Source organism: Streptomyces sp. NPDC002619, assembly GCF_042889305.1.
In the GTDB taxonomy this organism is placed as follows: domain Bacteria; phylum Actinomycetota; class Actinomycetes; order Streptomycetales; family Streptomycetaceae; genus Streptomyces.
Genome location: NZ_JBIAQV010000015.1, coordinates 82846 through 95778 on the forward strand (window position 1 = coordinate 82846; position 12933 = coordinate 95778).

General features: G+C 68.9%; 11 protein-coding genes. 5 read left to right on the forward strand and 6 right to left on the reverse strand.

The window, feature by feature from the left end; all coding sequences use genetic code 11:
* Positions 1-410: 410 nt before the first annotated feature.
* The gene (fumC, locus tag ACFYXB_RS23605; protein WP_389585497.1) at positions 411-1892 is read right to left on the reverse strand and encodes a class II fumarate hydratase; all 1482 of its coding nucleotides are present in this window, start codon (positions 1890-1892) and stop codon (positions 411-413) included.
* Positions 1889-2848: an oxaloacetate-decarboxylating malate dehydrogenase gene (gene maeA, locus ACFYXB_RS23610; RefSeq protein ID WP_389585499.1), complete on the reverse strand. Its 960-nt coding sequence runs from the start codon at positions 2846-2848 to the stop codon at positions 1889-1891. The genes fumC and maeA overlap by 4 nt, the downstream gene beginning before the upstream one ends.
* 30 nt (positions 2849-2878) lie before the next feature.
* On the opposite strand from maeA, the gene ACFYXB_RS23615 reads away from it, so the two are divergent.
* Together ACFYXB_RS23615 and ACFYXB_RS23620 are read left to right on the forward strand one after the other, a co-directional pair.
* A complete protein-coding gene (locus ACFYXB_RS23615; protein WP_389585501.1) occupies positions 2879-3160 on the forward strand; it encodes a hypothetical protein in 282 nt (93 codons plus the stop codon).
* Positions 3157-3381 (forward strand): hypothetical protein, encoded by a 225-nt coding sequence (locus ACFYXB_RS23620; protein WP_351362021.1) that lies wholly within the window; start codon positions 3157-3159, stop codon positions 3379-3381. The genes ACFYXB_RS23615 and ACFYXB_RS23620 overlap by 4 nt, the downstream gene beginning before the upstream one ends.
* A gap of 98 nt (positions 3382-3479) precedes the next feature.
* Here the strand turns inward: ACFYXB_RS23620 and rox are convergent, their stop codons facing one another.
* Both rox and ACFYXB_RS23630 read right to left on the reverse strand, forming a co-directional pair.
* A complete protein-coding gene (rox, locus tag ACFYXB_RS23625; RefSeq protein ID WP_389585503.1) occupies positions 3480-4904 on the reverse strand; it encodes a rifampin monooxygenase in 1425 nt (474 codons plus the stop codon).
* 272 nt (positions 4905-5176) lie between these two features.
* Positions 5177-6313, reverse strand: a complete 1137-nt coding sequence (locus tag ACFYXB_RS23630) for a cytochrome P450 (protein WP_389585505.1) — start codon at positions 6311-6313, stop codon at positions 5177-5179.
* Positions 6314-6503: 190 nt separating this feature from the next.
* Here ACFYXB_RS23630 and ACFYXB_RS23635 point away from each other — a divergent pair, with 190 nt between their 5' ends.
* Complete coding sequence (locus ACFYXB_RS23635; RefSeq protein WP_351362030.1) at positions 6504-6914, forward strand: ester cyclase; 411 nt, start codon at positions 6504-6506, stop codon at positions 6912-6914.
* A gap of 108 nt (positions 6915-7022) precedes the next feature.
* Positions 7023-8651, forward strand: coding sequence for a SpoIIE family protein phosphatase (locus ACFYXB_RS23640; protein ID WP_389585508.1), 1629 nt, complete (start codon positions 7023-7025; stop codon positions 8649-8651).
* Between the two features lie 45 nt (positions 8652-8696).
* Here ACFYXB_RS23640 and ACFYXB_RS23645 read toward each other — a convergent pair whose 3' ends face one another.
* Positions 8697-9224, reverse strand: a complete 528-nt coding sequence (locus ACFYXB_RS23645) for a cysteine hydrolase family protein (protein WP_389585510.1) — start codon at positions 9222-9224, stop codon at positions 8697-8699.
* A gap of 179 nt (positions 9225-9403) precedes the next feature.
* Positions 9404-9967, reverse strand: a complete 564-nt coding sequence (locus tag ACFYXB_RS23650) for a hypothetical protein (protein ID WP_389585512.1) — start codon at positions 9965-9967, stop codon at positions 9404-9406.
* Positions 9968-10497: 530 nt separating this feature from the next.
* Between ACFYXB_RS23650 and ACFYXB_RS23655 the strand changes: the two genes are divergently transcribed.
* Positions 10498-12924 carry a lamin tail domain-containing protein gene (locus tag ACFYXB_RS23655; RefSeq protein ID WP_389585515.1) on the forward strand — a complete coding sequence of 809 codons (2427 nt, stop codon included), beginning with the start codon at positions 10498-10500 and terminating at the stop codon, positions 12922-12924.
* The last annotated feature ends 9 nt before the right edge of the window (positions 12925-12933 follow it).

Consider the following 12933-nt stretch of genomic DNA (forward strand, 5'->3'; position numbering starts at 1 on the left):
TGGCGTCGCTCCTTCCTGCCACCAGGGTGGCGGACGGGGCGTTTCGCGGCACGGCAGGCACATCCCGCCGACCGAGGACGGCACGGATCACGAGATGTGATGTTGGTTTCGGCGCAGGGCGTGTGGAAGGGGTTGACCTTCATCCTGGGCTGGCTGGCGTGTCTCGTCGCGGTGCTGGCGATCATCCTCGCCCTGACCGGTGGGCACCCGTCGGCGCCGAAATCTGCGCCCTCGACAGCTGTCCTCGCGGCCGAGCGATCGAGGTCGGGTGCCTGTTGCTGGGTTTCTGGCTCATGGGGAAGAGCATTTACCAGCTCACCGGAGTGGAGATCGCCGGCACGCTCGGTGTGGAGGTGTGGCTTCGCGGGGGCTGGGCGATGGATTTCTTCCTCGGCCAACTCACGCGCGACCTACGTCTGACCGACCATGGCGGCGGGTCGGACGATGCGGTCGAAGTCCTCGGCGCTGATGTAGCCGGAGGCCAGCGCTGCTGCGCGCAGGGTGGTGTCCTCGTCGTTGGCCTTGTGGGCGATCGCGGAGGCCTTGTCGTAGCCGATCACGGGCGATAGTGCGGTGACCAGCATGAGGGACCGGTCGACGTAGCTGTCGATCTGGTCCCGGTTGAGCTGGGCGCCCTCGATGCAGTATTCGCGCATCTTGGTGCAGGCGTCGGCGAGGATGGTCGCCGCGTGCAGGAAGTTGTTGATGATGACCGGGCGCATGGCGTTGAGTTCGAAGTTGCCCTGTGTGCCGGCGAAGGCGATGGCCTCGTCCTCGGACAGCACCTGGATGCAGACCATGACCATCGCCTCGCACTGGGTCGGGTTGACCTTGCCGGGCATGATCGAGGAGCCGGGCTCGTTCGCCGGAAGGATGAGTTCGTCAAGTCCGCAGCGAGGTCCGGAGGCCAGCCAGCGGATGTCGTTGGCGATCTTCATCAGCGGCACGGCCAGGGCCCGCAGCCCGGCGGAGGCACCGGCCATGGCGTCCAGGCCGCCCTGGGCGGCGAACTTGTTCTGCGCGGTGGTGAACGGATAGCCGGTCGCGTCGGCGATTTCGGCTGCGACCTGCTCGCCGAATCCTGGTGGGGCATTGAGCCCCGTGCCTACCGCGGTGCCGCCCATCGCGAGTTCGTACAGGCCCTCGGCGGATCTGGTGACCCGGTCGATGGCTTGTTGCAACTGGTGGGCGTAGCCGGACCATTCCTGCCCCACGGTGAGTGGGACGGCGTCCTCCAGGTGGGTGCGGCCGATCTTCACCACGTCGTGCCACTGCTGTGCCTTGGTCTCGATGGCGCGCTGCAGCGCCTGGACGCTGGGCAGCAGGTGCTCGTGGATCTCCTTGACCGCGGCGATGTGCATGGCGGTGGGGAAGGTGTCGTTGGAGGACTGCCCCATGTTGACGTGGTCGTTGGGATGGATCGGGGATTTGCTGCCCAGTTCTGCGCCGACCAGTTGGATGGCGCGATTGCTGATCACCTCGTTGGTGTTCATGTTGGACTGGGTACCGGACCCTGTCTGCCACACGTACAGCGGGAAGTGATCGTCCAGCTCGCCCGCGATGACTTCGTCGGCCACCCGCTGGATCAGGCCGGCCTTCCAGGCCGGCAGCCGCCCGGCGCGCCCGTTGACGGAGGCGGCGGCCTTCTTGACGTAGCCATAGGCGTGGTAGACCGCTTTGGGCATCCGGTCGTTCCCGATGGAGAAGTGGATCAGGGACCGTTGTGTCTGGGCGCCCCAATAGCGGTCCGCGGGGACATCGACGGCTCCCATGGAGTCGGTCTCCCGCCGGGTGCCGATCGCGTGCACTCCGATGGGGACGTCGAGGATCTTCGGGGCTTTGTCCTGGCCGGCCGACCCGCCCCTGTCGGCGGCGGAGTGTCGTGTGTTCATACTGCGGCTCCGTCGGCGTAGACCGGCTGCCACATCGCTTCCCGGACAGCCTCTGCGATGTCGACCGGCTTGGCGGTGGCCACACCGTCGTCGAGCGCCGCCTTGACCACCGCAGTCGCAGTGATCGCAGAGGACTCCCGAAGGTTGTCCACGGGCGGCAGCAGGGAGGCGCCCGGCCCCGATGGGTCGACCTGGTCCGCAACAGCCTGCGCGGCCGCGAGCAGCATGCCCGCGGTCACCTGGGACGCACCGGAAACGATCGTCCCCAGGCCCAAACCCGGGTACAGCAGCGCGTTGTTGGCCTGCCCGATCTGGTAGGTCACGCCGTCGTACTCCACGGGCGGGACGGGGATGCCGGTCGCGACGAGCGCCTTGCCCCTGGACCAGGCGATGACGTCGGCGGGCATGGCCTCGATCCGCGAGGTGGGATTGGAGATCGGGAAGATGATCGGCCGCTCGGTGCCCTCGGACATGGCCTCGACGACCTCGCGCGTGAACGCGCCGTGCGCGGTGGAGGTGCCCAGCAGGATCGTCGGCTTGACCCGACGAACCGTTTCCAGCAGTGAGATCGCGCCATCGCGCCTCGCCCAGTCTGCGGCCTCGGCCGGATCGCGCGCGTAGGTCTGCTGGAAGTCGCGCAGGTCGGTCATGTCCCGGGTGAGCAGCCCCTGTTTGTCGACCAGCCATACCTGGGCGGCGGCCTGCTCCGGATCCGCGCCGTCGCGGATCATCGCGTCGCGCAGCTGGTCGGCGATGCCCACCCCGGCGGTCCCGGCGCCGAAGACGACCAGCTTCTGGTCCCGCATCCGTACACCGCTGACCTTGACGGCGGACAGGGCGGCGGCCAGCGTGATGGCTCCGGTGCCCTGCATGTCGTCGTTGAAGATCCGGTAGCGGCCGCCGTACTGCTCCAGGATCCGTCGCGCGTTGCTGGGACCGAAGTCCTCGAAGTGCAAGAGGGCGTCGGGGAACGTGGACGACGCCGCATGGCACCGATCGACGGCGAGATGGCCGACCTGCAGTCCCTGCGCGCCAAGCCGGCGCGTGCCGCCGTCCTGCTGAACCGCACCAATCGACCCGACGCCACCCGCACCGGTCCCGATGCCGACGCACGCGAGGCGCTCACCGAACGGGGCTTCGACGTGCTGACCACCCATATTCCGCGACTCGACTTGTACGCCCAGTCATTCGGCAGCCCGGTCGAGGTCAAAGGCTCGGCCTACATGGACCTCGTGGACGAACTCACCAAGCGTCAGGACCACGCGTGAATCAGCGCAAAGACACCTACCGAGCCGCGTTGCAGCGCGAGCCGGCCCCCGCCGCACCCCGTCCCGTCAGGGTGACCGAGGTGCACACCCGATACGTCCGCGTGACGATCGAGCTCGACGCCGCCTTGCCGCGCGATCTGACCCGGTGGCTGGGACCACCGGTGTCCGCGCTCGTACGCGTCGGCGCCACCGTACTGCGCCCCCTGAGAAGCACCCTGTAAGAGGGCATCGGAGTGGGGGCTTCGAGCCGGCGGGGTACGGCGCCGGACCCGCCGAGCCCGGCCGGAGATGGGTCCCCTTTCGTGCCGTAACTCCGCGCTCAGCCGGCGGCAGCGCCGAACCACTTGGGAAGCCGGCCGAGCAGATCCTGCTGATCTTCACCGACCCATACCACGTGGCCGTCCGGCCGCAGCAGTACCGCGGGCACGTCCAGTTCCTCGCTGACGTCGACGACGTGGTCGACCCGATCTGCCCAGCCCGTCACAGAAAGCCGGCCGGTCTGGTCGAGCAGCAGTCCGCGGCCGCTGTGCATCAGCTCGTAGAGGCGGCCCCGCTTCAGCACCACGTCCCGCAGCCGCCGACCGAGCAGTTCGTGGCCCTCGCCGAAGTCGTAGCGGACCCCGACCGCGGAGATCATCTCGGTCACGTACCGGTTCACCTCCTCGAAGTCCATCAGCTTCGAGAACAGCTCCCGCAGCGCGGTCGCACCCGGATCGGTCCCCAGCAGCGTGATCTGCGCGCGGGTGTTGTCGAGCACGCGGGCGCCCACCGGGTGGCGTTCGGTGTGGTAGCTGTCGAGCAGCGCCTCCGGTGCCCAGCCGCCCACCGCGGCGGCCAGTTTCCAGCCGAGGTTGAACGCGTCCTGGATGCCGAGGTTGAGGCCCTGCCCGCCGGTCGGTGGGTGGATGTGCGCGGCGTCGCCGGCCAGCAGCACCCGGCCGACCCGGTAGCGCTCGGCCTGCCGGGTGGCGTCGCCGAACCGGGAGAGCCAGCGCGGCGAGTGCGCGCCGAAGTCGGTGCCCGCGGTGGCCCGCAGCTGCTGCTTGAACTCCTCGAGCGTCGGCGCGGTCGTACGGTCCTCGGCCACCCCGTCGGCGGGCACGACGAGGCGGTAGTTCCCGCCCTTTCGGGGGATCACGCCGAACCGGAGTTGGGTCTTGCGAACTTCCGCGACGATGGTGTCGATCGTCGCCGGATCCTCGGTCAGTTCCATGTCGCCCAGCAGCGTCTCGACCTTGGCGGGCTCGCCGGGGAAGCCGACGCCGAGTTGCTTGCGCACCGTACTGCGGCCGCCGTCGCAGCCGACGAGGTAGCGCGAACGCAGGTGAGTGCCGTCGGCCAGTTCGGCGGTCACGCCGTGTTCGTCCTGGCTCAGCCCGATCAGTTCGCAGCCACGCCGGATCTCGGCACCGAGTTCGAGGGCACGCTCGTTGAACAGCCGCTCGGTGACCGGCTGGGGGGTGGCGAGGCCGTACGGGTGAGCCGTGTCCAGCCGGTCCGGCCACGGCTTCATGATGCCGCCGAAGAAACCGCCGACCTGGAACTTCTCACTGACTGCGACGAACCGGTCCAGCAGGCGCTGGTCCATCATCTCGACGCTGCGCGCGTGCAGGCCTTGTCCGCGGGACTGGTCGGTCGGCTCGGTCAGCTTCTCCAGCACGACCACGTGCACGCCGTGCAACCGCAACTCGCAGGCCAACATCAAGCCGGTCGGTCCGCCGCCGACCACGATCACGTCAATCATCAAACGCCCATTCCACGCGATTGGATTTCGGCCCGCGCAGTCCGGCGACTCGACTTTTCCGCGCAATCCATACATCGACAACAACACATGCACTTCGTGAATCTGTCATTTCCGTAGGTTCTGGCCCTGGTCGACCATTCTGCGGCACTACCCGGGCCTTGCCGCAAGGCCCCCTGTGCGCTATACCTTGGGAGCGGCAAGGAGTGGGTAACCTCCTTGCCTTTGCCTTTTGTCGTCCGCTGCGGACGGAGGCTGGAGCGCGGGCCATCCCGTCAGCGGTCCCAATGGACCCACAGGCCAGGGGGTTTGCGAAAGACCAAGCCCCGGACCGCGGCCGGTCGAGAGGGGTCGAGTCGCAGGCCGTCGAGACGGTCGAGGCAGGAACGGAGCGCGATGCGGGTCTCCAGCCGGGCCAGGTGGGCTCCCAGGCAGTAATGCGGACCGTGCGCGAAAGCGAGCTGTTGACGGGAGTTGGGGCGGCGCACGTCGAAGCGGTCGGGGTCGGGGAAGACGGCGGGATCGCGGTTGGCGGCGGCGAGCGAGACGGTGACCAGGTCACCCTTCCGAATCTCCGTGTCGGCCAGGCGCACGTCTCGCGTGGCGTAGCGGTCGACGACGGCGGCGGCCGGTTCGAGCCGTAGAGACTCCTCGATGGCGTTGTCCAGCAGTTCCGGCTCCGTCTGAAGTTCCCTCAACTGCTCCGGTGAGCACAGGAGATGGAAGAGCAGGTTGGTGATCATCGCCTCGGTCGTCTCGATCCCGCCGAAGAGGAGGACGGCTGCGTTGGCCGTCAGGTCCGGCAGCTCCAGCGCCTGCGCGGCGGCGGCCAGCAGGGATCGGGACGCCGCGGAGTCCACCGTGCGGGCGACGGCTTCACGCAGCGCCGCGTAGGCAGCGGGGCCTTCGGATCCGGCCGGACGTCCCTCGGTGAGCTCGTGCACGGAGTGAACGATGGCGTCGTACCAGCGCAGGACCTGATCGGCCGGGACACCGTCCAGGCCCAGCGCGTCCGTCATCGTCGTGGCGGCGAGCGGTCCTGCGAACTCCCGCCGTATCTCTGCCTTCTGGCGTCCCGCGAGACCGTCCAGCAGGCGGCCCGCCTCATGTTGGACGGTGTCCGCGAAGGAGCCGTGTACGGCGCCGGGACGGAAGGGGTCGGTGAAGGGTGCGCGGTGGCGGGCGTGTTCGGGCCCGTCGAGGGAGAGCATGCTGGGTCCGGTCACCTGCGCGGTCGTGAACCGGGGGTCGTCCACGGTGAATGTCTCGGCGTCCCGCATCACGGCGAGCGCCAGGGCCCGGGAGGTGACCATCCATCCGCCCAGGGCCGAAAGCCACGCCACCGGGGCGGTGGCTCTGAGCCGGGCCAGTCGTGGATGGGGGTCCTCGGCCAGCTGAGCGAGCGTGATCATACGGTCAGATTAGTTGAACGAGTTCGGCGTCCCCGGCGGGCACAGGCGCGGACCGGCCGGCGGTGTCGGCTCCTTCCTGCCCGCCACCAGCAGGCCACCTGCAGCCGCGAGACCTACCGTGGATGATGAGAAGGGGTGAGTGCACCGTCGTGGATGTGCGCGCCCAGGACTGCGACGTCAGGACCGCGTCATGTCGCGCAACAGCAACTTTGCCGTCTTGGAAAGCTTCGGATCAGCGGTGAACAATGACCGGCTCGACGAGCTCGACGCATACGTCGCGCCCGATTCGGTCGACCACGACCCGGCCCCGGGACAGGTTCCGGGCCCCGAGGGTTATGAGGAAATGTTCGGCACGATGAGGCGTGCATTCCCCGATATGCACGTCGAGGTCGAGCACGTCATGGCGACCGACGACGAAATTGCGTTCGCCTACACCATCACGGGCACGCATCTCGGTGAATTGATGGGGCACGGTCCGACGGGCAAGACGGTGCATTATCGGGGTATGCAGATCAGCCGGTTCGCGGACGGGAAAATGGTCGAGCGCTGGGGCAGCAGCGATGAGCTCGGCATGCTGCGGCAGCTCGGTCTCACCCCGTGATCACCGTACGCTGCCCGTAGGCGAGCCCCGGCTCGTGAGCATGTGCGTGCCGTGAGTAACCCTTCGGGACCCGCGCCCGACGGCCCGCCCTCAAGGAGTGGCACGACTGTGGAGGGTCAGGGTACGGCGGCGGCAGTGATCGACGCCGACGGGACGGTCGTCGGCTGGACGCAGGACGCCCACCGTCTCCTGGGCTACGCCGCCGAGGAGGTACTGGGCCGGTCGTTCGCGGGCCTGCGCGTTCCCGCCGGTGCGGCGGACTGGTCCGGTACGGCACACCTGCGTCACCGGGGCGGCCATCGGCTGGAGGTGCACCTGCGCATCTCCCGGTTGTCCGTACGGGACGGCACCACACGTTGGCTGGCCTCGATCGACGCCGACCCGGCCGCCCGCCGGCAGGCAGAAAGCCCGCGGCTCGCGCTGCTGAGCGAGGCCGGCACCCGGATCGGCACCACCCTGGACGTCATGCACACCGGCCAGGAGCTGGCCGATTACGCCGTCCCGCGCCTGGCCGACTACGTCACCGTGGATCTGGCGGAGTCCGTCTCACTCGGCGAGGAGCCCCTGGCGCGGCTGGGGACGGACGCCGGGCGCATCCCCGTTTTCCGCCGGGCGGGAGTGGCGTCGATCCATGAGGCCATTCCGGAGTCGTTGTGGGAACGCGGCCAGCCGGTCTTCGTCCCGCCGTCCTCACCGTTCACCCATGTCCTGACCTCGGGCGAGTCGTACCTCGAGCCGATGATGGACACAGCCCTCAGCTCCTGGCTGCGGGATGATCCGCAGCGGGCCGAGGTCATCTGCGAGACCAATATGCACACCGTGATGATGGTGCCGATCCAGGCGCGCGGCACCGTGCTCGGTATCGCGGTGTTCGCCCGGACCGACAATCCCGCCCCCTTCGAGGAGGACGACCTGGTCCTCGCGCAGGAGCTGGTCGACCGCGCCGCGTTGAGCCTAGACAACGCCCACCGCTACACCCGCGAGCACACCGCGGCCCTGGCCCTGCAGCGCGACCTCCTCCCGTCCCGCCTGTACGGCGGTCCGGCCCTCGAGGTGTCCGCCTGCTACCGCCCCGCGGACATCCACCACGGTGTGGGAGGCGACTGGTACGACGTGATCCGGCTGCCCGGCGCCCGGGTGGCCCTGGTCGTCGGCGACGTGGTCGGCCACGGCATTCAAGCGGCGGCGACCATGGGCACGCTCCGCACCGCACTGCGCACCCTCGCGGAGCTGGATCTGCCGCCTGCCGAGCTTCTGACCCGGCTGGACCACGCGGTCGCCCGCATGGCGCAGGAGGAGACGGACTCCCTCGCCATCAAGCCCCACCTACTGGGCGCGACCTGCCTGTACGCCGTCTACGACCCCGCTGGTCGGCTCCTCGACATGGCCGCTGCCGGACATCCCCCGCCCATCATCGTCAGTCCTGCCGGCGAGGCGCACGTGCCCAGGATCCCCTCCGGGGTCCCCATCGGCCTGGGCCTGGCGCTCTTCGAACCCGCCCGGCTGGAGATCCCCGACGGAACCCTGATCGCGCTGTACACGGACGGACTGGTCGAATCCCCCGCCCAGGACATCGACTCCGGGATCCACCGCCTCGCCGCCGCCCTCAGCCACCCGGCAACGACCCTGCACGAGCTGTGCTCGGCGGCCGTCGACAGCCACCGCACCGCCCCACCGACGGACGACGTCACCCTGCTCCTCGCCCGCACCCGCACCTCCCACGGACCCGGCACCTGAACGACGGCGCAACATCCCCGAGTCGATGGCCTTGGTGACAGCCCGTCAGGATGCGTTTGGTGGAAGGGCTTTGACGAATTCGTCGGTGGTGAGGATGGCGTGGGCGTAGGTGGGGGCGTTGAGTTCGAACGTCGCCTGCATCTCTTCCGGCCTGAAGGCGGCGATGGCGTCGCGGACGAGGGTGACGTGGTAGCCGAGTTCCTGGCCGAAGCGGGCGGTGGTGTCGATGCAGGTGTTGGCGCGCATGCCGATCAGGACGATCCAAGAGATGCGGTGCTGTGAGAGCAGCAGGTCGAGGTCGGTGCTGGCGAAGCCGCTGGAGGACCAGTGCTCGGCCACGACGATCTCGCCCTCCTGTGGCTGGAAGTCGGGGTGGAACGTGCCGCCCCGGGTTCCCTTCTCGAAGAGCTTCGTCTTCGCGGTCCTGGCCTGGGAGGCGGACAGGTGGGCCCAGTCGGTGTAGTCACCGGGGGCGGTGCGGCGGTGGGGGACGAAGAAGCTGCGGATGCCGGCCTCGCGGGTGGTGGCGAGGACCTGGCGCATGTGGTCGAGCAGGTGGACGCTCTCGGCCACCTGCTTGGCGCGCGGCCACAGTTTTCCCCCTCGGACAGGAAGTCGTTCATGCGCCGGACCCAGGCGCCTCGGGCGACGGCAGCGTCGTCGACGCCGAGACCGCGGCGAAGTACGGCTGGATCAGCCTGGAAGCGTACGTACACGCTTCCTGGCACGAGCGGGCCGGCGCCGTCCCGCAGTCACCTGCGCGGCTTTTTGTCCGGCCCGGCGGCTTCTGCCTCATGCGCGTTGCGCGCGATCAACCGGCCCACGTGGGTCCACGCCGGTTCGTCCGGGGTCTCGGGCCGGGAGCCGGTCAGTCCGTCGAGGTGGTCAATGGCGTGGCGTGTGACATAGCGGTCGGGGTCCGGGGTCTGCAGGTAGCGGCGTACGAGGTTGTCGTCGACCTCCTGCCGCTGAAGGTACGCGGCCAGCGCGCCGACCAGCAGCTGGTTGTGGGCCAGAGCGTCGGTGAGGGCGTACAGGACCAGGCGTTGCCACTCGTCCATGCTGGTCTTGTGCTGGGAGCCGAGGTGCTGGGCCTTGGCGAGGTGCTTGCTGATGTAGCCGCAGTGATAGACGACGGCGGCCATCAGCTCCTCGGGAACCGCGGCATCCACACGGCGTGGGGCCGGCACGGCGGTACGGGCGTGGCGGGCCGGCGGCAGTGCGTCCCGGATCTGCTGCAGGCCATCTTCGGACGGCGAAGGCTCGCCGGGTTCCTCACTACGTAGCGCACGGCGCTTGCGCGAGTGTTGCGTCATGGCGGATCGCTCCTGCTGTTCCCCCGGTTCGGCATTGCGGGCGGCAAGGCCACACCGTGGGAACGGTGATCGATGCGGTATGTCCGGAGTCTGTCTGTCCGCAACAGCCGTGGGCTGCGCGGCATACGGCCAGGCAACGTCACAGCCTTGAGAGGTGGCACCGCTTGGTCAACGACGTGGTCCCGGACCGGTTACGCCCCACGCCTGATGCGGCGCGTCGAGCTTCTGGAATTCCGCGAAATCGCTGCCTCCGCAAGGTCGCTGACGCGAGCCCGCGACGACGGCTCCTCGCGCGACGAACACGATCGGGCCCGGCGCGGCGCTGGGCCACCTGCCCCCTCACGTAGATCTGCGGGCCTTTCGGTTACATCCATCGAACAGTCGGGGAAACGCTTCCCCCTCAGCAGGCCCAACTTCTTGTTGCCCGCAATCTACGCGCGTATCTTCTCTCCGGGTCCACAACTCGCCTGCCACCTCCCACGGTTCAATCGCGTCGTTCTCTCATCGACTCCTGCACGAAAGAGCCTCACGTGTCTTCACGCATACCGCCGGCCCTGCGCGGCAGAGGTGCCAAGGCCGGCCTCATAGCGCTCCCCCTCGGCATCGCCGGTTCGCTGATCGCCCTTCCCATCGCGGCCCAGGCGGCGCCGTCGCCGGACGCGGTCATCTCCGAGGTGTACGGCGGCGGTGGCAACTCCGGCGCCTCCCTGACCAACGACTTCATCGAACTCGGCAACGCGGGCTCCGCGCCGTTCGACCTGAGCGGTTGGTCGGTGCAGTACCTCAGCGGTTCACCCACCGCCAACAGCAAGTGGCAGGTCACACCGCTCACGGGAGCCGTTCCCGCGGGCGGCAACTACCTGGTCCAGGAGGCCAAGGGCACCGCGGGCGACACCGCTCTGCCCGCTGCCGACGCCACCGGCGCCATCCCGATGTCGGCGACCAGCGGCACCGTGGCGCTGGTGCACTCCACCACCGCGCTCACCTGTCTGACCGCCGCCGACTGTGTGGCGGACGGCACCGTCAAGGACCTGGTCGGCTTCGGCACCGCCGTGGTGCGTGAGGGCAGTCCCGCGACCGGGGCGAGCAACACCGCCTCCGTCTCGCGCGGCGCCGGCCTCGCCGACACGGACGACAACTCCGCCGACTTCACGGGCTCCACGCCGAGCCCGCGCAACAGCACCGGTGGCGGCTCCGGGGACCCCTCGCCGACCCCCACGCCGTCGCCCACCGACACCACGCCGGGAAGCGTACGCATCCACGACATCCAGGGCAGCACCCGGATCTCCCCGCAGAGCGGCAAGACCGTCACCAACGTGCCTGGCGTGGTGACCGGTGTCCGCAGCAGCGGATCGAAGGGCTACTGGATCCAGGACCCCGAGACGGACGGGAACGCCGCCACCAGCGAGGGCATCTTCGTCTACACGGGCTCCGCCACCCCGGTCGTCAAGATCGGCGACTCGGTGCTGGTCTCGGGCAAGGTCAGCGAGTACTACCCGGGGGGCCAGAGCAGCGGCACGCAGTCCGTGACCGAACTGACCGGCCCGAAGGCCATCGTGCTGTCCTCCGGAAACGCGCTGCCGGCGGCGGAGGTCATCGACTCGGCCACGCTGCCGGACGCCTACGCCCCGCAGGCCCAGGGCGGGAGCATCGAGTCCCTGGAACTGAAGCCCGACGCCTACGCGTTGGACTGGCTGGAGTCCCGCGAGGGCATGCTGGTGCGGATCGGTGACTCCCGCGTGGTGGGCGCCACCAATCAGTACGACGAGACGTGGATCACCACCAAGCCCGAGCAGAACCCGACGCCCCGCGGCGGCACCGTCGTCACCGGGTACGACAACCCCAACTCGGGCCGTCTGCTCGTCACTTCGCTCACCGGTGACAAGCTGCAGGCCGACGTCGGAGACACGCTCTCGGGCACGACCACGGGCCCCGTGGACTACGCCGACTTCGGCGGTTACAACATCCAGGCGACCGCGCTCGGCACCATCGTGCCGGGTGGGCTGACCCCGGACGTGGCGGAGCACGGCAAGTCCAACGAGCTCTCCGTCGCCACGTACAACGTTGAGAACCTCGACCCGACGGACCCGCAGAGCAAGTTCGACCGGCTCGCCCAGGGTGTCGTCACGAACCTCGCGTCTCCGGACATCGTGAGCCTCGAGGAGATCCAGGACAACAACGGCGCCAAGGACGACGGCACCGTCGCGGCCGACGCGACCATCACCCAGTTCATCGACGCCATCAAGGCGGCCGGCGGCCCGGCGTACGACTGGCGGTCGATCGACCCGGTCAACGACTCCGACGGCGGCGAGCCCGGCGGCAACATCCGCACGGTGTTCCTGTTCAACCCGCAGCGCGTCAGCTTCGTGGACCGGTCGGGCGGCGACTCCACCACGGGAGTCGAGGCCGTCAGTGACGGTGAGAAGGGTGTCCGGCTCTCGGTCTCCCCGGGCAGGATCGACCCGACCTCGGACGCGTGGCACAGCAGCCGCAAGCCGCTGGTCGGTGAGTTCACCTTCCGCGGCGAGCAGGTCTTCGTCGTCGGCAACCACTTCAACTCCAAGGGTGGCGACCAGCCGGTTCACGGAGCCTTCCAGCCGCCGACGCTCAGCTCCGAGACCCAGCGCACGGCCCAGGCCGAAGAAGTCCACGCGTTCGTCTCCGACCTGCTCGCCAAGGACGCGAAGGCCAAGGTCGTCGTCCTCGGGGACCTGAACGACTACCAGTACTCCAACCCCCTGGCCAAGCTGACCGCCGGTGGAATCCTCACCGACCTGATCAACACCCTGCCGGTGAACGAGCGGTACAGCTACGTGTACGACGGCAACTCGCAGACCCTCGACCACATCCTGGTCTCCCCCGCCGTCAAGAAGCCCGACTACGAGGTCGTCCACATCAACTCCGAGTTCCACGACCAGACGAGCGACCACGACCCGCAGGTGGTCCGCTTCAAGTGACGCCTCGCT

Coding starts and splice junctions, on each gene's coding strand:
- rox (WP_389585503.1), bottom strand. CDS start 4,904: ATGATTGACGTGATCGTGGTCGGCGGCGGACCGACCGGCTTGATGTTG.
- ACFYXB_RS23630 (WP_389585505.1), bottom strand. CDS start 6,313: ATGATCACGCTCGCTCAGCTGGCCGAGGACCCCCATCCACGACTGGCC.
- ACFYXB_RS23635 (WP_351362030.1), top strand. CDS start 6,504: ATGTCGCGCAACAGCAACTTTGCCGTCTTGGAAAGCTTCGGATCAGCG.
- fumC (WP_389585497.1), bottom strand. CDS start 1,892: ATGAACACACGACACTCCGCCGCCGACAGGGGCGGGTCGGCCGGCCAG.
- ACFYXB_RS23650 (WP_389585512.1), bottom strand. CDS start 9,967: ATGACGCAACACTCGCGCAAGCGCCGTGCGCTACGTAGTGAGGAACCC.
- ACFYXB_RS23615 (WP_389585501.1), top strand. CDS start 2,879: ATGGCACCGATCGACGGCGAGATGGCCGACCTGCAGTCCCTGCGCGCC.